The 23,801-nt window shown below is 67.0% G+C and carries 15 protein-coding genes; 5 read left to right on the top strand and 10 right to left on the bottom strand.

The genetic code is table 11. The annotated features are described in order from the left end of the window. Positions 1 to 127: 127 nt before the first annotated feature. From QRN25_RS20350 to QRN25_RS20335, 4 genes are all read right to left on the bottom strand, one after another. The gene (locus QRN25_RS20350; RefSeq protein WP_285021085.1) at positions 128 to 2,392 is read right to left on the bottom strand and encodes an NADP-dependent malic enzyme; all 2,265 of its coding nucleotides are present in this window, start codon (positions 2,390 to 2,392) and stop codon (positions 128 to 130) included. A 235-nt stretch (positions 2,393 to 2,627) separates the two neighbouring features. Continuing rightward, complete coding sequence (locus tag QRN25_RS20345; RefSeq protein WP_008832096.1) at positions 2,628 to 4,079, bottom strand: efflux transporter outer membrane subunit; 1,452 nt, start codon at positions 4,077 to 4,079, stop codon at positions 2,628 to 2,630. A 2-nt stretch (positions 4,080 to 4,081) separates the two neighbouring features. Further along, the gene (locus tag QRN25_RS20340) at positions 4,082 to 7,270 is read right to left on the bottom strand and encodes an efflux RND transporter permease subunit (protein ID WP_285021084.1); all 3,189 of its coding nucleotides are present in this window, start codon (positions 7,268 to 7,270) and stop codon (positions 4,082 to 4,084) included. Between the two features lie 6 nt (positions 7,271 to 7,276). Beyond that, the gene (locus QRN25_RS20335; RefSeq protein ID WP_285021083.1) at positions 7,277 to 8,446 is read right to left on the bottom strand and encodes an efflux RND transporter periplasmic adaptor subunit; all 1,170 of its coding nucleotides are present in this window, start codon (positions 8,444 to 8,446) and stop codon (positions 7,277 to 7,279) included. A 101-nt stretch (positions 8,447 to 8,547) separates the two neighbouring features. Here QRN25_RS20335 and QRN25_RS20330 point away from each other — a divergent pair, with 101 nt between their 5' ends. Together QRN25_RS20330 and QRN25_RS20325 are read left to right on the top strand one after the other, a co-directional pair. Further along, on the top strand, positions 8,548 to 9,162 hold the full coding sequence (locus QRN25_RS20330) for a TetR/AcrR family transcriptional regulator (RefSeq protein WP_285021082.1): 615 nt from the start codon (positions 8,548 to 8,550) through the stop codon (positions 9,160 to 9,162). A 138-nt stretch (positions 9,163 to 9,300) separates the two neighbouring features. After that, complete coding sequence (locus tag QRN25_RS20325) at positions 9,301 to 9,567, top strand: hypothetical protein (RefSeq protein WP_285021081.1); 267 nt, start codon at positions 9,301 to 9,303, stop codon at positions 9,565 to 9,567. Between the two features lie 38 nt (positions 9,568 to 9,605). Here QRN25_RS20325 and QRN25_RS20320 read toward each other — a convergent pair whose 3' ends face one another. Beyond that, positions 9,606 to 10,622 (bottom strand): LacI family DNA-binding transcriptional regulator, encoded by a 1,017-nt coding sequence (locus QRN25_RS20320; RefSeq protein WP_285021080.1) that lies wholly within the window; start codon positions 10,620 to 10,622, stop codon positions 9,606 to 9,608. Then, entirely contained in the window at positions 10,619 to 11,857 is a 1,239-nt protein-coding gene (locus tag QRN25_RS20315; protein WP_285021078.1) for an MFS transporter, read from the bottom strand. Before QRN25_RS20315 ends, QRN25_RS20320 begins: the two co-directional genes overlap by 4 nt. 159 nt (positions 11,858 to 12,016) lie before the next feature. Here QRN25_RS20315 and QRN25_RS20310 point away from each other — a divergent pair, with 159 nt between their 5' ends. Together QRN25_RS20310 and QRN25_RS20305 are read left to right on the top strand one after the other, a co-directional pair. Continuing rightward, positions 12,017 to 14,485, top strand: coding sequence for a TonB-dependent receptor (locus tag QRN25_RS20310; RefSeq protein ID WP_285021076.1), 2,469 nt, complete (start codon positions 12,017 to 12,019; stop codon positions 14,483 to 14,485). Positions 14,486 to 14,784: 299 nt separating this feature from the next. Next, on the top strand, positions 14,785 to 17,277 hold the full coding sequence (locus QRN25_RS20305) for a glycoside hydrolase family 3 protein (protein WP_285021074.1): 2,493 nt from the start codon (positions 14,785 to 14,787) through the stop codon (positions 17,275 to 17,277). A 112-nt stretch (positions 17,278 to 17,389) separates the two neighbouring features. Here the strand turns inward: QRN25_RS20305 and QRN25_RS20300 are convergent, their stop codons facing one another. From QRN25_RS20300 to QRN25_RS20285, 4 genes are read right to left on the bottom strand one after another with little or no spacing between them, the layout of a single operon-like run. Beyond that, positions 17,390 to 18,541, bottom strand: coding sequence for a glycosyltransferase (locus QRN25_RS20300; protein ID WP_285021072.1), 1,152 nt, complete (start codon positions 18,539 to 18,541; stop codon positions 17,390 to 17,392). Positions 18,542 to 18,551: 10 nt separating this feature from the next. Continuing rightward, a complete protein-coding gene (locus QRN25_RS20295; RefSeq protein ID WP_271182151.1) occupies positions 18,552 to 19,043 on the bottom strand; it encodes a DUF2141 domain-containing protein in 492 nt (163 codons plus the stop codon). Positions 19,044 to 19,057: 14 nt separating this feature from the next. Further along, positions 19,058 to 19,996, bottom strand: coding sequence for a hypothetical protein (locus QRN25_RS20290; protein WP_036526239.1), 939 nt, complete (start codon positions 19,994 to 19,996; stop codon positions 19,058 to 19,060). 20 nt (positions 19,997 to 20,016) lie between these two features. Next, positions 20,017 to 21,207, bottom strand: coding sequence for a glycosyltransferase (locus QRN25_RS20285; RefSeq protein WP_285021070.1), 1,191 nt, complete (start codon positions 21,205 to 21,207; stop codon positions 20,017 to 20,019). Between the two features lie 224 nt (positions 21,208 to 21,431). On the opposite strand from QRN25_RS20285, the gene QRN25_RS20280 reads away from it, so the two are divergent. After that, entirely contained in the window at positions 21,432 to 23,771 is a 2,340-nt protein-coding gene (locus QRN25_RS20280) for a TonB-dependent receptor (protein WP_285021068.1), read from the top strand. Positions 23,772 to 23,801 lie beyond the last annotated feature (30 nt).

Genomic DNA, 23,801 nt, shown 5'->3' with positions numbered 1-23,801 from the left:
TGTTGCGAAGCAATGGGGAGGTGGCAGCCCCAAGGGCTGACGGAGGGGGCAGTCCACCCCCTCCACCACCTGCTACGCAGGCGGTCCCCCTCCCCATCGCTGTGCGACGGGGAGGATTTGGCTCAACTCAATGCCCGTCGGCGGCACACACCGCGATGCTGGTCAGGTTCAGGATGCCGCGCGCGGTAACCCCCGGCGTCAGCACGTGGATCGGCTGCGACAGGCCCAGCAGCATCGGGCCGACCGTCGGCGAACTGGACGAGGCCGAAAGCGCCGTCAGCGTGATGTTCGCGGCATCGAGGTTCGGCATCACCAGCAGGTTCGCTGCGCCCTCGAAGCCCGAATCCGGCACCAGCTTCTCACGCAGCGCCTGGCTGAGCGCGGCGTCGGCGTGCATTTCGCCGTCCACGCGCAGTTCCGGCGCGACCTTGCGCACCAGCTGCGCCGCCGAGCGCATCTTGCGCGCGCTGGGGCTGTTCGACGAACCGAAGTTCGAGTGCGACAGCAGCGCCACCTTCGGATCGAGCCCGAAGCGGCGCACCGCGTCCGCCGCCAGCACGGTCATCTCGGCGATCTGCTCGGGGCTGGGATCGGGAACCATGTGGGTGTCGGTCAGGAACAGCACGCCCGCATCGAGGATCAGGCCCGACAGCGCATAGACGCGCTTCACGTCGGGCGCGCGGTCGATGATGCGCAACACGTGCTCGATCTGGCCCCAGTACTCCGAGTTGCCGCCGACCAGCGCTGCATCGACCTTGCCGGTGCGCAGCAGCATCGCGGCGGTGACGGTCGGGCGGCGATAGGTGTGGCGCAGCACTTCGGCGGTCGGCACGCCCTTGCGGCTGGCGATCGCGCCGTAAGCCGCAACGAGTTCGCCGAACAGCTCATGATCGGTCTCGGGATCGACGATGTCGACGTCCTCGCCCAGCTTGAACGACAGGCCGAGTTCGGGCAGCTTCTGCTCCAGAATCCGGCGGCGGCCCACCAGCGTCGGGCGCACCATGCCTTCGTCGAGCGCATCCTGCACCGCGCGCAGCACGCGTTCGTCCTCGCCCTCGCCGTAAGCGACGCGCTTCATCGCCCCGCGCGCGGCCTGGTAGACCGGCAGCATGAGCTGGCCCGAGCGGGTGTTCATGTTCGCCAGCGACCGCTTGTACTCGGCGATGTCGAGCGTCTTGGTCGCGACGCCCGAATCCATCGCCGCCTTGGCGACGGCGCCGGCGATCTCGACGATCAGGCGCGGGTCGAACGGGGTGGGGATGATGTACTCGGGGCCGAACACCAGCTTGCGGCCGCCGTAGGCCTGCGCGACGCTGTCATGCGCGGGCATGCGCGCCAGACCGGCGATGGCCTCGGCGGCGGCGGCCTTCATCGCCTCGTTGATCTGCGTCGCGCCTGCGTCCAGCGCGCCGCGGAAGATGTAGGGGAAGCACAGGACGTTGTTGACCTGGTTCGGATAGTCCGAACGGCCCGTGGCGATGATCGCATCGGGGCGCACTTCGCGGGCGGCCTCAGGCCGGATTTCCGGCTCGGGGTTTGCGAGCGCGAAGATCAGCGGCTTGTCGCCCAGCAGCGGCAGCCACTCCGGCTTGAGCACGCCCGGCGCCGATAGGCCGAGGAACACGGTGGCGCCCGGCAGCACGTCAGGCAGCGAACGCGCGTTGGTATCGCGGGCATAGCGCGCCATGTTGGGCAACATGCCCTCGCGGCCGGAATGGATGACGCCGTCCTTGTCGGTCAGCGTCACGTTCTCGATCGGCAGGCCCATCGAGACGAGCAGGTCGACGCAGGCCAGCGCCGCCGCGCCCGCGCCCGAGGTGACGAGCTTGGCATCGGCCAGCGTGCGGCCCTGCAGCACCAGCGCATTGCGCACGGCGGCGGCGACGACGATCGCGGTGCCGTGCTGGTCGTCATGGAACACCGGGATGTTCATGCGCTTCTTCAGCTCGGCTTCGATGTAGAAGCACTCGGGCGCCTTGATGTCTTCGAGGTTGATGCCGCCGAAGGTCGGCTCCAGCAGCGCCACCGCCTCGATGAACTTGTCGGCGTCGGTGGTGTCGACCTCGATGTCGAACACGTCGATGTCGGCGAACTTCTTGAACAGGACGGCCTTGCCTTCCATCACCGGCTTCGAGGCCAGCGCGCCGATCGCGCCAAGGCCGAGCACGGCGGTGCCGTTCGAGATGACAGCCACAAGATTGCCGCGCGCGGTGTAGTCCAGCGCCTTGGCCGGATCTTCGGCGATTTCCATGCAGGGTACGGCGACGCCGGGCGAATAGGCCAGCGCGAGGTCGCGCTGGTTCACCATGCGCTTGGTCGGTTCGATGGTCAGCTTGCCGGGCCGAGGCAGGCGGTGGTAATCAAGTGCGGCGCGGCGCAGCGTCTCGTCCATGTGTTCGTCCCGTGGTCAGTGGCCAAAGTCAGCGTGCGATCCCATCGTCGAGGCGATAGGATTCGCTGCTCCCACAACACGGTTCGGGCGCGCCTGTCGAGTGCCTAAGGCGCAAAATTGGGACGATCGACACACTTCGTCATGCCCAGCGGGCACGGACGGCCCTCGCACACCGGCTCGGTGGGGTGGTGCGCAAGGACCGTCCGCGATCCCGGCTCTCACCGGGACCAAGGGGTTAACGGGCGGGCTGTTCGCCGCCGACCGGGGTGGTTTCCTCCAGGCCGCCGCCCAGCGAGCGATATAGCTCCACCAGATTGCTGGCCTGCGTCAGCCGCGTGGTGACCAGCGCCTGCTCGGCCCCGTAGGCGGTGCGCTGCGCGTCGAGCGTGGTCAGGAACGAATCCACGCCCGAACGGAACCGCGCGTCGGACAGCTTTGCCGCCACGCCCGCAGCCTCGGCGCGCGTGGTCTGCGCACGGATCTGGTCGCCGATGCGACCACGCTGGGCAAGCGCGTCGGAGACTTCCTTGAACGCGGTCTGGACCGCCTTCTCGTAAGTCGCGACGGCCACCTTCTGCGACGCCTTGGCGTACTCGAGATTGCCCGAGCGGCGCCCGAAGTCGAACAGCGGCAGCGAGGCGCTGGGCGATCCGGTGTAAGTGTAGCTGCCGTCCTTGAACAGGCCGCCGAGCGCGGTGCTCAGCGTGCCGAGCGTGCCGGTCAGCGAGATCGTCGGGAAGAACGCCGCGCGCGCGGCGCCGATGTTCGCGTTCTCGGCGATCAACTGGTGTTCGGCCTGCAGCACGTCGGGGCGGCGCAGCAGGACTTCGGAGGACACGTCACCCGGCAGTGCGTCACGGGTCATCGGCTCGGTGCCGAAGCCGGTGGGGAGCTGTTCCGCCGCGACGGTGGTGCCGACCAGCAGGTTGAGCGCGTTCTGATCCCGCGCCACGCTGGTTTCCAGCGCGGCGATGTCGTTGACAGCACTCTGGTAACTGGTCTCCGCCTGCCGCACTTCCAGTTCCGAGCCGGTGCCGATGCGGAACTGCGCGCGGGTGAGGTCCAGCGTCTTCTCGAACGCCTTGGCCGTCTCCCGCGAGAGGCGCAGCTGTTCGCTGTCCGAGGCCATCGTCAGCCAGGCATTGGCGATCTCGGCGATGAGGCTGATGCGCGTCGAACGCTGGGCTTCCTCGCTGGCGAAGTATTGTTCCTGCGCGGCGCGCGACAGGTTGCGGACACGGCCGAACAGGTCGAGCTCGAAGGCCGAAAGGCCCACGGTCGCCTGATAGATCTCGATGTCCGAACTGCCACCCGTACCACCGGCCGCACCGGCACCCATCAGGTTGTTGGTGTAAGTCGCGGTGCCGGTGGCATTGACCGTGGGCAACCGGTCGGCGCGCTGGACGCGGTACTGCGCCCGCGCCTGCTGGACGTTGCCCGCCGCGATCCGCAGATCTCGGTTGTTGGCAAGGCCCGCCTCGATGACCTGCCGCAGCCTGTCGTCGAGGAAGAAGTCCCGCCAGCCGATGCGCGAGACGTCCTGCGCATCGGTCGGGGCGGCCGGGTAGACGCCGCCCTGCGGCAGCGCCACCGGGACGGCGCCGGCCGGTCGTTCGTACTTGGGGGCAAGGTTGCACCCGGCAAGCAGCGTGGTGCCGGCGAGCAGGATGAGGATCGACTTTTTCATGTTCAGCTTTCCTGCGGTGCCGCGCCGTGGGCGCCGTCAGCGTAAGGCTCATCGTCGGTGTTCGTCGGCTTGCGGTCGGTCTGCCCGTGCTTGAACAGGCGAGCGACGACCACGAAGAACATCGGCACGAAGAAGATCGCGAAGATTGTGGCGGAGAGCATGCCGCCCACCACCGCGCGGCCGATGGCGTTCTGGCCGCCCGCACCCGCGCCGGTCGAGACCGCCAACGGCAGCACGCCGAAGACGAAGGCCAGCGAGGTCATCAGGATCGGACGAAGACGCAGCCTTGCCGCTTCCATCGCCGCGTCGAAGGCGTTCATGCCGGACTGTACGCGCTCCTCCGCGAACTCGACGATGAGGATCGCGTTCTTGGCCGAGACGCCGATCGTGGTGATCAGGCCGACCTGCAGGTAGATGTCGTTGCCGAGCCCCGTAAGCCAGGCGGCGAACAGCGCGCCGACGACGCCCAGCGGCACCACCAGCATGACCGCGATCGGCACCGACCAGCTCTCGTACAGAGCCGCGAGGCACAGGAACACGATCGCCAGCGACAATGCATAGAGCATCGGCGCCTGACCGCCCGAAAGGCGCTCCTCGTAGGACAGGCCGGTCCATTCGATGCCGGTGCCTGCGGGCAGCTTCTGCTGCATCTCCTCGATCGCCTGCATCGCGCCGCCGGTGCTCAGGCCCTGGCCCGGCGCGCCCTGAAGCTGCATGGCGGGACGGCCATTGTAGCGCGTGAGAATCACCGGCGCCTTCTTCCACGACAGTTCGGAGAAAGCACTGAACGGCGCCATCTGGCCGCTGGTGCCTCGTACGTAGAGGTTCGAAAGAGCCTCTGGCGAAGAGCGATACTGCTGGTCCGCCTGGATATAGACGCGCTTGGTACGGCCACGGTCGAGGAAGTCGTTGACGTAGGAACCACCCCAGGCGGTGCCGATCTCGGAATTGATCGCGGCGAGGTCAAGGCCAAGCGCAGCCGCCTTGTCCTGGTCGATCTTGACGTCGAGCTGCGCCGCATCGTCGAGGCTGACCGGACGGACCTGCGCCACGCGCTTGTCCTGCGACGCCATGCCGAGCAGCTGGTTGCGCGCTGCCAGCAGCTTGTCGTGGCCCATGTTGGTCTCATCGACCAGCCACATGTCGAAGCCGGTGGCGTTGCCCAGTTCCTGCACCGCAGGCGGGGTCAGCGCGAAGATCATCGCATCGCGGTACTTGGAGAAAGCCCCCATCGCGCGCCCGACGATCGCCGGTGCGCGGTTCTCCGCCCCGCTTCTGTCCTTCCAGTCACGCAGCATCACGAAGGCCATGCCTGCATTCTGGCCCTGACCGGAGAAGGAGAAGCCGTTGATCGTGAACACCGATACGACGTTCGCCTTCTCATCCTCGAGGAAGTGCTTGTTGACGAGGTCGAGGCCCTTCTGCGTGCGCGGCAGGGTTCCGCCCGAAGGCCCCTGGACGAGCGCGATGACCACGCCCTGGTCCTCGTCCGGCAGGAAGCCGCCGGGGAGGCGCGTGAACAGGAACACCATGCAGCCCACGATCAGCAGGTAGACGAGGCCAGAGCGCTTCCAGCCATTGGCGGTGCGACGTACGCCGCCCCGGTACTTCTCGGTGCCGCGGTCGAACTTGTCGTTGAACCAGCGGAAGAAGCGCGCCAGCAGCCCCTTGCCCTGATGCTCGTCGTTCCGGTGCGGCTTGAGGATGGTGGCGCAAAGCGCCGGCGTCAGGATCAACGCGACCATGACCGAGAGCGCCATCGACGAGACGATGGTGATCGAGAACTGGCGATAGATCACGCCAGTCGATCCGCCGAAGAACGCCATCGGCAGGAACACCGCCGACAGCACCATGCCGATGCCGACCAGCGCGCCGCTGATCTCGTCCATCGACTTGCGCGCCGCCTGCTTGGGGGAAAGATGCTCTTCCTGGATCAGTCGCTCGACGTTCTCGACGACGACGATCGCGTCATCGACCAGCAGGCCGATGGCGAGCACCATGCCGAAGAGGGTCAAGGTGTTGATCGAGTAGCCGAGCACCGACATCACGCCGAAGGTGCCGAGCAGCACCACCGGCACCGCGATCGTCGGGATCAGCGTCGCGCGCCAGTTCTGCAGGAACAGGAACATGACGAGGAACACGAGCACCACCGCCTCGACGAGGGTGTGCACCACCTGCTCGATCGACAGCCGCACGAACGGCGTCGAGTCGTAGGGGAAGGCCACCTTCACATCCGACGGGAAGTTCTTGGCGATCTTCTGCACTTCGGCCTTGACCGCATCGACGGTGTCGAGCGCGTTGGCGCCGGAGGCGAGGCGAACGCCGAAGCCCGATGCGGGCTTGCCATTGAACTGGGTATCGAAACCGTAAAGCTCCGCGCCGAGTTCGACGCGGGCGACGTCGCGCAGGCGCACGGTCGCGCCGCCCTGGGTCGAGCGCAGGCGGATGTTGCCGAATTCCTCGGGCGTCTGCAGGCGCGACTGAACCGAGACGGTAGCGTTGAGCATCTGCTCCTTGGGGGCCGGCAGAGCGCCGATCTGACCCGCCGAAACCTGCGCATTCTGGGCCGAGATCGCGGTGGTGACATCGGCGATGGTCAGGTCGTAGCTGCGCAGCTTGAGCGGATCGACCCAGATGCGCATGGCGTACTGGGTACCGAAGATCTGCAGTTCACCCACGCCGTTGATGCGGCTGACCGGGTCCTGCACCTGGCTGACGAGGTAGTCCGAAAGGTCGTTGGCCGAATGGCTGCCGTCTTCGGAATAGATCGCGGTGACGAGCAGGAAGCTCGCTGCCGACTTCTGCACCTGCACGCCCTGGCGCTGCACTTCCTGCGGCAGCAGCGGCGTGGCGGCCTGCAGCTTGTTCTGGACCTGCACCTGCGCGATGTCGGGATCGGTGCCCTGCTCGAAGGTCAGGGTGATCGTCACCGTGCCCGCCGAGGAGGACGCGGCCGAGAAGTAGCGCAGGTTGTCGATGCCCTTGAGCTGCTGCTCGATGATCTGCGTCGTCGTACGCTCAAGCGTTTCCGCATCGGCGCCGGGATAAGTCGCGGAGATCGATACCGTGGGCGGTGCGATCTCGGGGAACTGGGCCACGGGCAGGCTGCGGATGGCGATGATGCCCGCCATCATCAGAACGATGGCGATGACCCACGCAAAGATGGGCCTGTCGATGAAATAGCGTGACATGGCGGCTTACTGCCCCTTGTTCGCGGAGGCGGGCTGCCCCGCAGCGGGCTTGCCGCCTTGCTGGGCCTGTCCCTGGGGCGCGACCGGCTTTACCGGCACGCCCGGACGCAGCATCTGCGCGCCATCAACGACGACCTTGTCACCCGCCTTGAGGCCGCCGGTCACCAGCCAGCTGTCGCCGACCGTGCGCGGCGCAGTGATCGGGCGCATCTCGAGCTTGTTCTGCGCACCGATGACGAGGACGGTCGGATTGCCCCTCTCGTCACGCGACACGGCGACTTGCGGGACCAGCAGGCCGTTTGCCTTGGTCGCCTGCGCGAACTCGGCTCGCACGTACATGCCAGGGAGCAACAGGCCCCTCGGGTTCGGGAACTGCGCCCGGATGATCTGGCTACCCGTCGTCGGATCGACGCTCACGTCGGTGAACTTGAGCACGCCTTCCTGCGGATAGGTACTGCCGTCCTCCAGCTTGAGCTTCACCTTAACGTTGCCGCTGGCGCTCGTCAGGTCTCCGGCAAGCAGCTGCTGACGCAGGCGCAGCACGTCGGCGCTGGACTGCTGGATGTCGACGAAGATCGGATCGAGCCGCTGGATCGTGGTCAGCGCATCGGTCTGCGAGGCCGAGACGAGCGCGCCCGTGGTGTAAGTCGAGCGACCGATGCGGCCGGAAATCGGCGCGCGGATGGTCGTGCGCGCAAGGTCGATCTCGGCGGACCGCAGGAGCGCCTGCTGCGCCGAAACGTCCGCGCGCGCCTGCTGCGCGCTGGTTATAGCATTCTCATAGTCCTGCCGCGAGATCGCATTGATCTTCACCAGTTCACCATAGCGACGGGCCAGCGCGTCGCTCGATGCAATCGCTGCGCGCGAGCGGGCCAGAGCCGCGCGCGCATTCGCCGCCGCCGCTTCATAGGGCGCCCCATCGATACGATAGAGCGGCTGCCCGGCCCTCACCTGATCACCCTCGGTGAACAGCCGCGCGACGATCAGGCCGTTGACCTGCGGGCGCACGTCCGAACTCTCGTAAGCGCTGGTGCGCCCCGGCAATTCGTTGCTCAGCGTGACGGACTGCTCGCGCACGGTGACCACGCCGACCTCGGGCGGTCCCGCGGGAGGCTGCTCCTGTCCTCCTCCACAGGCGGAGAGAATCAGCACTAGGGCCGGAGCGATCTTTTTCATGGAGTTAATCCGCCAAGAGGGTTAAAGCGTGAGTGAGCGTTCACTCATGATTCGCGCGACACCTATTGCGTCGCAACATAAAAAGCAAGTCGGACAGGGAAATGACCAAAGAGACTGCATTGGACCGCCCCCGAGCCGCCAAGTCGGCCGCACGTCGAAAACACCTTCTCGACATCGCGCGTAACCTTTTTGTCGAGCAAGGGTTCCATCAGACCGGAATGGCGCAGATTGCTGCGGCTTCCGGGATCGCCGTAGGGCAGATCTATCGTGACTTCGCGAACAAGGAAGCGATCATCGCTGCCATCTGCGAATCCGAGATCACGACCTGGCTGGACGAGGAAACGCTGAGCACGGCGGTTGCCGCCAACGACCGCGACGCCATTCTCGCCTGGATCGAGCGCGTCGGCTTCGAGGAGCCGGATTGCGAGGACCGCCGGCTGATGTGCGAACTGCTTGCCGAAGTAGGCCGCAATCCGGCGATCAACCAGATGCACACCAAAGTCGACAGCCGCCTTCGCGACAGCCTCGGCGCGGCGTTGGGATCGCTTGCGCCCGCAGCGCCAGCCGAGCGTCAATCGACCGTGGCCGACTTCATCATTGCCATGTCGTGGGGCATGGTGGCGCTGCGCGAACTTTCTCCCGGGAGCGATCACGAGACGCTGCATGCCCGCCTCGGGCAGTTGCTGCGACAGGAAGTCAATGCGCTGGAGAAGTGACCTTCCACACTTTACGAATGTTGCGCCGCACAAACGATTGTGACGGTAGAATACTGCTATTTTGATGCGCTGGACATTGTTTCGCGGTTGTATCATCCTGCCCTCAACGCTGGCCGAATGGCTGCTCGAGAGGACTACATGATGATCGAGAACAGTGAAGTTGATTCCGGCGAAAAGGCGATGATCCTGCTTCAGAGCCTGATCTGCTATCTGCGTGAGAAGAATGTATTGTCGCGTGCTGACATCGAGGAACTGCGCGACCGCGTAGAGGCCCGAATCGCCGAAACCGAAAAGAACCTGCCCTGCACCGCTGCCCTTGCCGCAGCAGCGGCGACCGAGATGCGCGAACTCGATAATTATTGCGGCAAGACCTATGGCGGAAAGCACCGTCGCCGGGTGAACTGAGCGCCGCTCATCGCATGGCAGCATGGGAAGGCCGCCGATCAGGCAGGCCCCGTGCTGCCGCGAACGATCATCGCATGCGCCAGCATTAACCGGAACGCCAGGTGCGCACTGTCCTTGCGGAAAGCGGGATCGACGAGAATATCGACCGCCGCCGCCGCCATTTCCGCGTTGGGCTGGCGAATCGTCGTGATCTGGGGCCAGGCCGCCCGTGACGAGGCAACATCGTCGAAACCGCAAATCGACAAGGCGTCCGGGACCGCAATTCCCCGCTTCATCGCCGTAATCATTGCACCGAGCGCCATGTCGTCGTTGCAGGCGAAGATCGCGCTGGGCGCTTCGGGCAGGTCGAGCAGCACCTCGCCGAGTTCCAGGCCAGAGCGGAAGCTGAAATCGCCCCTCAGAACCGCGCGGCTGTCCACCACCAGACCGGCATGATGAAGCGCCGCCCGGAATCCCTCTTCGCGTCTGGCCGAGGCGCTGTGGCTCTCCGGTCCCTGGATGAAGGCGATGCGTCGATGCCCCAGCGACAGCAGGTATTCGGCCATCTCCCTCGCCGCCGCCCGATCGTCCATCCAGACCGCGCCCGAGCCCTTCGGCGGGTGGGAAGGGGCGATCAGCACGTAGGGCACGCCCGCTTCGTCAAATACACTCAGAAGCTCGCCATCATCGCAGATCGGCGGAGCGACGATGGCGCCGTCGAGTCGCAAGCTGGACAGGCTGCCCCGCACCTGCTCCTGCCAGCCTGGGCGCCTGAGATCGACCGGCTCTACGACGAGGTGGTAGCTGCGTTCCCGGCACTGCAGCAGCGCGCCGTGCTGGACTTCGGCCGCGTAGCCGGAGACCGGATCGTCGATGAACAGGCCGAGCAGGTAGGATCGCGAACTCGACAGGCTGCGGGCGAAGGCGTTGGGGCGGTAGTTCAGTTCGGCGACGACGCGCTGTACCGCCTCGCGGATTTCGGGGCGGACGTGGTCCTCGCCGTTGATGACCCGCGAGACGGTCTTGGGGGAGACTCCGGCGCGGGCGGCGACGTCCTTGATGGTGACCGTCTTCATGCCCGTTTCTCCCGGAAAACTGCCGCGAATCCGGCGATCAGAAGGTAGCAGGCGGCGGGAACGACCAGCGATGCGAGCAGGCCCGCCCCGTCGGCGACGATCCCCGTCAACACCGGCACCAGCGCCCCGCCGACCACCGCCATGCACAGCCACATCGAGGCAACGGGAGCCGCGCGGGCGTCCTCCGGCAGCGCCATGGCGTAGATCGTCGGGTACATGATCGCGTTGCACAGCCCCACCGAAACCAGCATCGCCGCCCCCGCTATGCCCGGGCACCCAACGGCACCCAACGTGCACACAACGGCACCAAGCGACACACAGAGCAGCATCCGCGCCTCCGAAACGCGCCGCATGCCCCATGCACCGGCGAACCGGCCGACCATCGCCCCGCCCCAATAGAGCGCCACGAGCTGCCCCGCCGTCACCGCACTCACGCCGAGGCGGTCAGGCCGCATCAGGACACTGGGAAGCAGCCCGCCGATGGTCACTTCGGCGCCGACGTAGACGAAGATCGCCGCCGTTCCCCAGCGCAGCCGCCGCGATTCGGAGAGCACGCTGAACAGACGGTGCGTCGGCACGAAGCCCTCGCCGGTGTGCTTCGTCTCCAGCGCCTTGCGGTGGCGGGCATAGGCGAGCGCCAGCACGGCGGTCACCAGCGCGGTCAGGACGAACGGCAGCGTCGCCGCCGGTCGCCATTCGTGCCCGCGCTCGACTTGCGCCAGCAGCAACGGGGCGCTTACCAGCGGTCCGGCGACAGTACCGAGCGAGTTGAACCCCTGCAGCAAGGTCAGCCGCCGCGCCGCGCCGCGCGAAGGACCGATGACGGTGACCACGGTGTTCGATGCGATCTGCAGGAAAGTCTGCCCGCCCGAGAGCAGCAGCAGCGCGCCGAGCACCAGCGCGAAGGACAGGCTCCCCTGCGCCACCGCCAGCGCGGCGCAGCCCGCCGCCATCACCGCCAGCCCCGCCGCGATCGCGCGGATGTAGCCGGCTGCGACGATGAAGGCGGTAATCGGCAGCGCGAACAGCAGGTAGCTCGCATGGAAGGCCAGCTGGACGAGGAACGCCTGCGCGTAGTCGAGCGCCAGCATCAGCTTCAGTTGCGGCACCAGCAGGCTCACCGACGAGGTCAGGAACCCGCCGATGAAGAACACCCCCACCGACAGCCGGAACAGCAGCGTAGGCGCATCGGTTTTTTCCAAGGAAGTCGGGGTCTTCGCCATCAGGGCTGTCATATATGCGGGGCATCCTTAACGCGCTTGCCTCTGCCGGGAAAGCTGCAGCCGTCCATATCACGATTTGACATCGATGTCAGAAACAATGTTGACAACGTTGTCAAGCTTTGGTCTACGAGGCGCCGGAAAGCAGCGAAGGTCTGCTTCAGGGAGAGAGAGATGACACGCAACGCGCTTATCGCGAGCACTGCGCTCGCGGCTGCACTCTGCATGACCACCACCGCCAAAGCCCAGGACGCCGCGCCTCAAGGCGCCCCGCAGTCAGCCGCTCCGCAGGCGTCCGACGGTGACATCATCGTCACCGCCACCCGCCGCGAGACGACGCTGCAGTCCACCCCGATCGCGGTTTCCGCCTTCGGCCAGGCGCAGCTCGACAAGCAGCAGGTCAAGGACGTGACCGACCTCGCCCGCTTCGTCCCCTCGCTGCAGTTCAACCAGCAGGGCGACCAGTCGGCGGTGCTCCTCACGCTGCGCGGCATCGGCAACGACAGCGCCTATACCGAAGTCGCCGACCCCGAAGTGGCGATCTACGTCGACGGCATCTATTCGCCGCGCTCGCAGGGCGCATCGGTGCTGATGTACGACATGGAGCGCGTCGAAGTGCTGCGCGGGCCGCAGGGCACACTGTTCGGCCGCAACGCCACCGTCGGCGCGCTCAGCCTGATCTCGGCCAAGCCGAAGCTGGGCGTGTTCGAAGGCAACGTGGAAGTGACCGGCGGCAACTACGACCGCCTCGGCATTCGCGGCGCCATCAACATCCCCATCACCGACACGCTGGCCGCCCGCGTCGCCTTCGTCAGCGACCGCCACGACGGTTATGCCGACTACCAGCCCGCCCCCGACATCGCCGGCATCAACAAGTCGGCCTTCGTCACCAGCGGCAAGAAGTATTACGCCGCCGACCAGAAGTCCCTGCGCGGCTCGCTGCTATGGCAGCCGAGCGACAGGTTCAGCTGGAACCTGTCGGCCGAGGGCTTCTGGGACACCGGCGCCCCGGTCATCGGCCTGCTGCAAACCCCGCGCGCGGGCACCAAGCGCTGGTCCACCCTGTCCGACACCGCGCCCGACACCGACCGCTATTCGGCCGCGGTGCGCAGCACGATGAACTACGACATCACCGACGGCATCCAGCTGAGCTACATCGCCGGCTGGTCGCGCATCGGCGGCTCGACCCAGACCGACGCCGACGCGGGCGCCCTGCCCCCGACCGGCGAAGTCGACACCAGCGGCAACGACCTGCCGCTCGGCGCCTTCGGCGAGAACCGCACATTGTCCTCGCGCTATGATTTCCAGAGCCACGAAGTGCAGCTGAAATCCTCGGGCGAGCAGACGTTCGACTGGATTCTCGGCGCCTACTACAGCCACGAGAAGAACCGCATCCGCTTCGACATCGACCAGCGCAACGGCTACCGCGACGGCACCTTCAGCTGGGCGGGCAGCTTCATCCAGGCCAACCGCCAGATCGATTCGCGCGCGGCGTTCGGACAAGTCGTCTGGCACGCCACCGACGCGATCCGCGTCACCGGCGGCCTGCGCTACACCTCCGACAAGAAGGAGGACATCGGCGGCCGCAACGTGACTTATTCGGGCGACGGCTGCACCCCGGCCGACCTCGCACCCGGCGGCGCCTGCCAGGCGGGCATCTTCGGCGCCTATCCGGGCGCCACCGCCGAGGAACTGGTGAACCTGCTGCCGGGCTTCTCGATCTCCAGCAACGACGTGAAGGGCAAGTGGGACAAGCTCACCTACCTCGCCCGCGTCGACGCCGATCTGGCCGAGGACGTCCTGGGCTATGCCAGCGTGAGCACCGGCTTCAAGTCGGGCAACATCCAGGACAACGCGGGGCTGACCGATCCCGAGACGCTGACCAACTACGAAGTCGGCCTCAAGAGCCGCTTCCTCGACCGCATGATCACCCTGAACCTTGCCGCCTACTACAGCGACTTCAAAGGCTATCAGGTCAACCAGGCCGTCACCTTCCGCGACGACGAGGGCAACGTCACCAGCAGCCAGATGATCACCCAGAACGCCAAGGGCGCGAAGGCATATGGTCTGGAAGCGGAACTGACCGCCAACTTCACACCCAACGATCGCCTGCAGTTCTCCGGCACCCTGCAGAAGACCAAGATGGACGATCTGGAAAGCGTCGACGGGCGGCTCTACGATGGCGGCAAGGCCTCCTCGATCGTGCAGCTCAAGGGCAACGAACTGGCCCACGCGCCGCGCTTCTCGGCGACCGCCAGCTACGAGCACGACTTCGTGATGGCCAGTGGCGCGACGATCACCCCGCGCCTGACCACGCATTACGAAACCGCCAGCTGGCTGAGCTACTTCAACGGCGACGCCAACCCCTTCGTCAACGCCAACGATCCGGCCGACAACATGCCGAACCGGGGCACCAACGGCACCGACTGGGATCGCCAGAAGGCGTACTTCCGCTCGGACGCCTCGCTGCGCTTCACGTCGGCGGACCAGAAGTACTCGGTCGAGGCGTTCGTCATGAACATCGAGGACAAGAAGATCCGCACCAACGCCAGCGCCTTCGGCACGCCGCGCTATGACCCGGTGTTCCTGTCCAACCTGCAGGCGCCGCGCACATGGGGCGTGCGGGCGAAGGCCAGCTTCTGATCCTTGTCACCCTCTCCCCCCCTTCTTCCTCCTCTCCACCCGCTCAGGCTGAGCTTGTCGAAGCCCCCGAGGCTGGGCGCTGTGCTCCCATCCTTCGACAGGCTCAGGATGAGCGGTGGGGAATGGGGAGAGGTGGGAAGGAAGACACCAGCCCCCCCCCGGTGACCGCGCGCGCCGCACCTCCTCCGCGAGTGCGCGCGGTCACCCCGGGCGGCGGCGCGGCAAATATGCCCGTCGCCGCCCCCTCCCCGGCCACGTTCGGCCATGATCGCGACCCAATCATCAGGTAAGGACGCCCTATGACCGCCGTATCCCATGTCTCTCTGGCACGCATCTCCCTCGCCGCCCTTGCCTTGGGCCTGCTCGCCGCGCCGCTGGCGGCCCAAAGCCAGCAGCAGAACCAGCAGCCCCCTGCCTCGATCGCGCACCCGGACCTCTGGCCGCAGGTCAAGGCCCAGCCGCAGCGCGATCCGGCGGTGGAGAAGCGCGTCGAGGCGCTGCTGGGGACCATGTCGGTCGAGGACAAGGTCGGCCAGCTGATCCAGGTGGACATCGGCTCGATCACGCCCGCGCAAGTGCGCGAAACCCGCATCGGCTCGGTGCTCAACGGCGGCAACTCCGGCCCTTACGACGACGAATACGCCCCGCCCGCCAAGTGGCTGAAGCTGGCGGACGAATACTACGACGCCTCGATGGCCGCGCCCGGTCCGAAGATCCCGATCATCTGGGGCACCGATTCCGTCCACGGCAACAACAACATCGTCGGCGCCACCCTCTTCCCCCACAACATCGGCCTCGGCGCCGCGCGCGACCGCGACCTGATCCGCGAGATCGGCAAGGTCACCGCTCTGGAGACGGCGGCGGCGGGCCTCGACTGGACGTTCGCCCCCACCCTCGCGGTGGTGCAGGACGACCGCTGGGGCCGCACCTACGAAAGCTATTCCGAGGAGCCCGAAGTCGCCGCCGACTATGCCGGCGCGATGATCGAGGGCGTGCAGGGCAAGGTCGGCACCAGGGGCTTCCTCGCCCCCGATCGCCTGATCGCCACGACCAAGCACTTCCTCGGCGACGGCGGCACCGGCGGCCGTGACCAGGGCGACACGCGCGTCTCCGAACAGGTGCTGCGCGACGTGCATCTGGGCGGCTACCCCGCCGCGATCGAGGCGGGCACGCAGTCGGTCATGGCCAGCTTCTCCAGCTGGAACGGCGAGAAGATGAGCGGCAACAAGTCACTGCTGACCGACGTGCTGAAGGACCGCATGGGCTTCGACGGCTTCGTGGTGGGCGACTGGAACAGCCACGGGCAGGTCCGGGGCTGTTCGAACGAGGACTGTCCGCAGGCGATCAATGCGGGCCTCGACATGTTCATGTATTCCGGCCCGGCGTGGAAGACGCTCTACGCCAACACCCTGCGCGAAGCGAAGGACGGCACCATCTCCGCCGCCCGCCTCGACGATGCGGTGCGCCGCATCCTGCGCGTGAAGCTGCGCGCGGGCACCTTCGACCGGGGCCGTCCCTCCAGCCGCGCCTATGCCGCGAAGTTCGCCAACATCGCCTCCCCCGAGAACCGTGCGGTCGCACGCAAGGCGGTGCGCGAGTCCATGGTGCTGCTCAAGAACGAGGGCGTGCTGCCGCTCAAGCCCACCGCCAATGTCCTCGTCGCGGGCGCGGCGGCGGACAGCATCAGCCAGCAGGCGGGCGGCTGGTCGATCACCTGGCAGGGCATCGACGTGCCCAACTCCGCCTTTCCCAATGCCCAGTCGATCTGGAAGGGCATCGAGGCAACCGTGAAGGCAGCCGGCGGCACCGCGACGTATGCGCCGGACGGCCAGTTCGCGAAGAAGCCCGACGTCGCCATCATGGTCTTCGGCGAGAAGCCCTATGCGGAGTTCAAGGGCGACATCCCCAACCTCGAATACAGCCCCGGCGACAAGCACGACCTCGAAATGCTGCGGGGGTTCAAGGCGGCGGGCATTCCGGTGGTGGCGGTGTTCCTCTCGGGCCGTCCGCTCTGGGTGAATGCCGAATTGAACGCCTCCGACGCCTTCGTCGCGGCGTTCCTGCCCGGCAGCGAGGGGGGCGGCGTCGCCGACGTGCTGTTCGCGGGCAAGGACGGCAAGCCGAAATACGATTTCCATGGCAAGCTCAGCTTCTCCTGGCCCAAGCGCCCCGACCAGTACGTCCTCAACCGCCGCGATCCGAACTACGATCCGCTGTTCCCCTTCGGATACGGCCTGACGTATGCCGCGCCCGGAAAGGTCGGAAAGCTGGACGAAACGCGCCCCGCCGGGCTGGAGCAGGCCGCCCCCACCGTCTTCTTCGAACGCGGCCAGACCCCGCCGGGCTGGGAGATCGCCGCCGAGGGTGTGCGCCAGTCGGGCGTCGACCACCGCGCGCAGGAGGACGCCAGGCGCCTGACCTTCAATGGCCCCGGCAGCGTAGCCTTCACCGCCCCGCGCCCCTTCGACCTCTCGCGTGAAAGCAACGGCGAGATCAGCCTCGTCTTCGAGTACCGGCTGGAGGGCAAGCCCTCGGGCGCGCTGACGGCCGGGTTCCTCAGCGGCGGCAAGCTGGCGAGCGTGCCGGTCACCGGCGCCCTCTCGGCCACGGCACCGGGCCAGTGGGGGCGCCTCGCCATCCCGCTCAAGTGCTTCGCCGCGCGCGGCGCGGACATGGCGAGCGTCACCGCGCCGCTGGTGCTGAAATCCACCGGCGCGGCGGACCTCAGCGTCTCGGACGTCAAGCTTGACTACGTCTCGGTGCCGATGACCCAGTGCGGGGACGAGAAGTAAGCCTTCCCATTCTCCCTCCCACTTCGTCATTGCGAGCGTAGCGAAGCAATCCAGGGCGGCTTAATACTGCTCTGGATTGCTTCGCTACGCTCGCAATGACGACGGCTTTGGCTTACGCCGCGCGGCGCTCGCGCCGCACGCTCGTCTCGTAGAGGGCGAAGAGGTCGGCGAAGTGATCGTCGCTGGTGCGGGCGACTTGCGGGTGATGCTCGCGCTCGAACAGCACCTCTATGATCGCACGCGCCGCTGCCGCCGGGTCGCAGGCGGTGTACGTGAGGCCGCCGCCGTTCGCGGCATGGTCGACCGCGCCGCCCTCGTCCGGGACCACGATCGGCACGCCGCTGGCGCGGGCCTCGGCGGCGACCATGCAGAAAGTCTCCGCCTCGCTGCCGTGGACGAGCGCGTCGGCGCTGGCGATGACCCGCGCGAACGTATCCGGGTTGCGCTCGGGCTCGAACAGGCGGACGTGCGGGTTGCCGGCGATGTGCTTGAGCACGGTGCGCTGCTCGCGCCCCTCGCCGAACAGCACGAAGCCGACCGGCCGGTCGCGCGAGACCGAGGCCACCGCATCGAGCACCAGCGGCCAGCGCTTTTCCGCCGCCAGTCGGCCGACGCCCAGCAGCAGGCGTGCGTCTTCAGGCAGATCGCAGGCGGCCAGCAACTGCGCGCGCAGGACGGGATCGCGGTTCTGCGGGGAGAAACGGCCGGGCTGCACGCCCATCGGCACCGTCACCGTATTGGCGACACCCCCGTCCGCCAGCCGCCGCGTCAGGCTGGAATTGGCGCAGACGACATGGTCGAAGCTGCGGCTGTGGCGGCGCAAGTGGTCCCAATAGACCGAAAACTGCCAGTCGATCGTGCGCCGCGCGAAGACCTGTCCGAACCAGCGGTAGGCATAGGCGGAAAGCGGATCGGCATGCATGATCATGCTGCGCGGCGCATCGCCCGCCCAATCGGCGACGAGACGCGCGCTGCGCCAGGGTGAGGCGGCCTCGACGAAGTCCGGCTGCAGTTCGTCGAGCGCGGCGTGAAGCTGTGGCGCCGAGGCGAAGTACCAGTACTTGCGATCGAGCGGGAAGCGCGGGTTCTTCAGGGTGATGATGCGGGCATTGGGGCCGCGCTCGATCACCGCGTCCTCGTCCCCCGGTGCGAGGATGATGATCTCGTGGCCCAGCGCCGCGCCGACGCGCAGCTTCTGCTCCACATAAGTGCGCACGCCGCCGCCCTTGGGCGTGTAGAAGGCGCAGACGTCAACGATCCTCATGGCGCGCCCCTTACTTCGACGCCAGCGGGGCCACGCCCAGCCCGCGACGGTAGTTCATCACGATGGAGATAGTCTTCGGCCCGCTGCCGACCGACGCGCTGGCCTTCTCGGCGCTCGGCTTGCTGAAGCCCAGTCGGGGATTGCCCGCAAAACCGATGCCGTCGATGCGCCAGCCGAACTTGCGGTTGCCGTCCCGGTCGTGGAGCAGGCTCACCGCGTAGTCGCCGGGGCCGGGCACGCGCACGCACAGGCGCACCGGGCCGCTGGCGGGGACCGGCACCTCGACGCGGCGGAAGGTCTTGCCCGCGCTCACCAGCACGTTGTCGTCGGCGAGGAAGTCCGTGTTGTTGGCCGGGTAGACTTCCAGCTTGAGGGTGCCGATGCGGTCCTTCAGGCCCTTCACCTGCACTTCGAAGGAGGAGCCTGCCTCGTCCGGCCGACAGCGGCCCTCGGCCTTGCCGAGATCGGGCGTGGAGGGAATGATCGCAGCATTCGCCAGCATCAGCAGGGACAGGATCACGGGCGTTTCTCCGGATTGGCGAGGTCGTTGAAGGCGATGAGCGCGCCCAGCACGAGGTGCGCGGCGGTGATCAGCCCGGCCATCAGCGCCATGAGCGTGCCGATATCCCGCTCCTCGCCCAGCACCACGACGGTTATCCCTGCGAACAGCAGGTCCTTGTTCGGCACCAGCGGCAGGCGCGAGACGAGCAGGCGCAAGGTCGAAAGGTAGAGCCACCAGCTCAGCGCGACATCGGGCAGGACGATGTGCCACAGCAGCGCGAGGAACACGGTCGAGACGACGATGCGCGCGAAATGGACGCGGGTGATCATCCAGAGGTCATCGCGCGAGAGGCTGAAGACCTTGCGGCGAAAGGCCATGGCACCCAGCGAAATCGCCAGGATCACGCCCAGCGATCCGGTCAGCAGGCGCCCGTCGATACCCAGCTTGTCGAAGCCGAGCGAAGGCACCGCGAAGACCAGCAGCGCCATCGTCACCACGTTGCCGGTGACGGCGGAGAGGATCGACACGTCCTTGACCGTGCCGAACGGCGCGGCGGTCAGGGTGACGCGGCTGCGCGCCCAGGTGTAGAAGTACGCCTCGCCGAGATAGCCGAGCAGCAGTTCGTTGTAGATCTTCTTGCGCAGCAGCGCGAGTACGCCGCTGCCCGGAATGCGCCACAGCTTCCAGTAGATCAGCCACTCGCTGGCGGGGGTGATGAGGTAATAGCCCGCGAAGATCAGCCAGAACCCCGGCGATGTCGGGATCATCTGCGGCAGGCGGCGCAGCTCGACGCTGTTCGTCTCGTGCAGCACGGCGGCGATGACCGCCAGCGACAGCAGGATAGAGAATACCGCATTGCGCCCGCGCTTCGCGGTGCGATCCTGAGGGGTCAGTGCGATGGCCGCCAGATCGACGCCGTCTACGGTGGCAGCCACGGTTGCAGATTGAGACAAGGTGATCTCCGGGGTGACAGTCACTGGGAGCGCCGCAGCGACCGGCAGGGCGCCAGCGTGCTGAGGGCAAGGTCGCGGCGGCGCTCGGCCTCGCGGCGCGAGACGACCGCGCGCATCAGGTCGAGGTAGCGGCGCGCGGCGCCTTCGAGTTCGTAGTGCGCGGCGACGGCGCGGGCGCGCGTCGGGTCGCCGCGCAAATCGCGCAGGGCGGCGATCCCTTGCGCGAAGCCGTCCTGACAGCGCGTGGGGACCATCAGGCCGGTGCGGCCGTGGTCGATCAGGCTCGCCATGCTGACGCAGCAGTCGGTGGCGAGGATCGGCATGCCCGCCGCCAGCGCCTCGACCACGACGCCGGGCAGGCCCTCGTAATCGGAACTGAGCAGCAGCGCGTCGTGTTCGGCCAACAGCGGGTCGATCGTCGCCACATGGCCAAGAAACGTGACCTGCCCGGCGATGCCCAGCGATCCGGCGAGCGCTTCGAGTTGGCCGCGCTCGGGGCCGTCCCCGGCGATTGTCAGGCGATCCTCGGCACGGGCTCCGGCGGCGAAGGCGCGGAGCATCAGCGCGAAGTTCTTCTGCGGGGCGAGCCGTCCTGCCGCGAGGTAGCGCATGCCCCATGCGGACGGGGTGCGGCGCTCGATCCGGCCGAGCTGGATCAGGCGGCGGCGGTTGAGGATCGGATTGGCGATGACCTCGACCCGGCGCGGCTCGGCCAGCATGCATTCGCGCACTTCGCGGCGCATCGGTTCGGACAGCGCGACCAGCGAATCGAACAGCCCGCCCTGCGCCCGCAGCCAGGCGCCGTAGCCCCGGCGCATGGCTCCTGACATGTCGGGACGGTGCAGCGCATTGCTGATCTTGAGCAGCATCGGCGGGGCGTGATGGCCCATCAGCAGCTTCATGGCCGCTCCGATCACCGCGTACGTATTGCCGGGGCAGAACACCACGTCGACACGATTTTCGATCAGGAAACTGTAGAGCGTGTGGACCATCCACGGCGTGCGCCACGATGCCGTTGCCTGCTGGAACCGGGGCCGCGTGGGCAGGCTCCAGTAATCGAGCGCGGGCGCACTGCACAGGCCCGCGCCGCCCGGACGGCCGAGAACCACGGTAACCTCGTGCCCCGCTTCGCGCCATTGCGCAGCCAGGCCGAGGGCGACGCGCTCGACGCCGCCCGGCTCAAAGCTGTGAATGGGGATCGCTATGCGCAATGGTTCCTGCATGTCCTTCCGACGCCGCCAGCCGTCTGGTTCCGCAGGGCCTCTATGGGCGGGTCATTTCGGGTTTGTGACGGTCAGCCCGCCCGTCATGCGGCGGACACGCCAGCGACTTCGAAACGTCTCCGAACTGACTGCAGGGCGTCAGAATAGGCGCGCAGATGCTGCGCCGCACAAGCCCGCGATCACGGGCAGTTCAACAGGGGTTTCACCAAGCCATGCGCGCCATTTCGATCCGCCGTATCTGCGTCCTCGGCACCAGCCTCGTGGCGATCGCCGCGAGCGCTCCGGCCTTTGCCGAAGACGCAGCCGATGCCGCCGCCTACGACAGCGCGGACGCCGCTGACGCCATCGTCGTCACCGGCCAGCGCACCACCTACAACAACGCCGCGCTCGACGAGACGCTGATCGACGACAAGTCGCCGATCGCCTCGGCCATCGACCTGATCGGCACCCTGCCCGGTGTGCAGGTCAACGAAGGCGACGCCTTCGGCTTCGACGACTGGTCGACGACCTACTCGATCCGCGGCTACCAGACCAACCTCGACACCCAGCAGGTCGGCCTGACCATCGACGGGTTGCCCAACGGCGGCTCGGGCTACGGTGGCGGCTCCAAGGCCAACCGCTTCATCGACACCGCCAATATCGGCACCGTCGAGGTGTTCCAGGGCACCGCCGACATCGCCTCGCGCTCGAACGAGGCGCTGGGCGGGACCATCAATTTCGTCACCGCAGACCCGATCGACGACATGCGCGTGCGCCTGTCCGGCTCGGTCGGCGACTATGACGCCAGCCGCTACTACGGCCGCTTCGACACCGGCCTGATCGGCGGCGTCGCCAAGGCCTGGTTCTCCTACGGCCACCAGCAGGCGACCGACTGGATGGAAGGTTCAGCCAAGAACCACCGCGACAACTTCGCGATGAAGTTCATCGTCGATACCCCGGTCAAGTTCACCGGCTATGCAAGCTACGACGACGCCTTCGAAAGCAACTACGACCAGGTCTATTCGCAGGCGCAGTACGACAGCGGCGCCTACATCGACGGCCTCGTCGGCGTGTGGACCGGCGTGCCGGTGGCCGACCAGCAGTACCGCCAGGTCTGGAACACCAAGCGCAAGAACTTCTTCGCCTACCTGAAGGCCGAGACGAAGATCGCCAACGCCATCGATCTCAAGGCCTCGGTCTACTACCACGACATGGCCGGACGCGGCGATTGGGCGCCCCCCTACATCGTCAACGTCGGCCAGGACACCTCAGGCATCCAGACCGAGATCGACGGCACCACCACTGTCCGGGGCACGCCTGCATGGTGGGCTACGCTGCCCGCAGGCTCGGGCACGCCGACCTATTTCGCAACCAACGCCGCCGGCCAGATCGTCGCCCCGACCGCAGCAGGCGCGATCCAGCAGCAGTCGTACCGCCATACGCACTACCGCAAGGACCGTCTCGGCGGCACTCTCGACGGCGCCTGGACCATGCAGTTCGGCGAGATCGAGAACACCCTGCGCGGCGGCGTCTGGTACGAGGACACCCATCGCCGCGAATGGCGCGACTGGCACCACGTGACCGACACCAGCGTCGGCCCGGCCTATGACGCGACGCCCTACTGGACCCAGTACGACCGCAAGTACCCGCAGACCACCTTCAAGTGGTATGCCGAGGATCAGGTCCAGTTCGGCCCGGTCACCGCGAACTTCGGCGTCAAGCAGTTCATCAACCACCTCGACCGCACCGACCTGTTCGGCGAAAGCGCCGACGTCAGCGTCAAGTCGAAGTCGAAGGTGCTGCTCTCGGGCGGCATCCAGGTCGAACCGATGACCGGCCTCGACCTGTTCGGCGGCTACTCGGAGAACTTCAAGGCGCTCTCCGACACCCTGCTCGAATACAGCGAGGACGCATTCTCCAGCATCAAGCCCGAGACGGCCGAGAACTGGGAGGCCGGTGCGCGCTACGAGAGCGGCATCCTTCGCGCCTCGGCCACCTGGTTCAAGAGCAAGTTCTCCAACCAGGTGATCTTCGTGCCGAGCAATTCCTCGGCCGGGCCGGACTACCTGAGCGAAGGCGACGGAAGCTTCTTCAACGCGGGCGGCATCGATTCCGAGGGCTTCGAACTGCTCGCCAGCGTCCGCCCCGTCACCGGCCTCAGCCTCTACGGTTCGTATACCCACATCGATGCCAAGTATCGCGGCACCGGCAATGCCGAACTGGACGAGGAGCAGGGCGTGACGGCGGGCAACCGCGTCGCGGGCATTCCGAAGGACATGTGGGTGCTCTCGGGCACGTACAACTACGGGCCCGTCACGCTGGGCCTCACCGGCAAGTACACCGGCAACCGCTTCGTCGATGCGGACAACGCATGGGTCGCGAAGACCTACTTCATGACCGACCTGTCAGTGGCCGTGAAGGGCGATGCGCTGACCGACAGCCTCAAGGCGCTGCAGTTCGCGCTCAACATCACCAACCTGACCAACGAGAAGTACATCGGCGGCATCTCGGGCAACTACGCCTTCCTCGGCGCGCCGCGCACGATGGTCTTCAGCGCCACTGCCGACTTCTGACGGCGGCGCGAGAGGACGGGTCGGCGTTCG

It is taken from the genome of Novosphingobium sp. fls2-241-R2A-195 (genome assembly GCF_030209485.1).
Lineage (GTDB): Bacteria > Pseudomonadota > Alphaproteobacteria > Sphingomonadales > Sphingomonadaceae > Novosphingobium > Novosphingobium resinovorum.
This window is presented reverse-complemented; position numbering and strand designations above follow the sequence as displayed.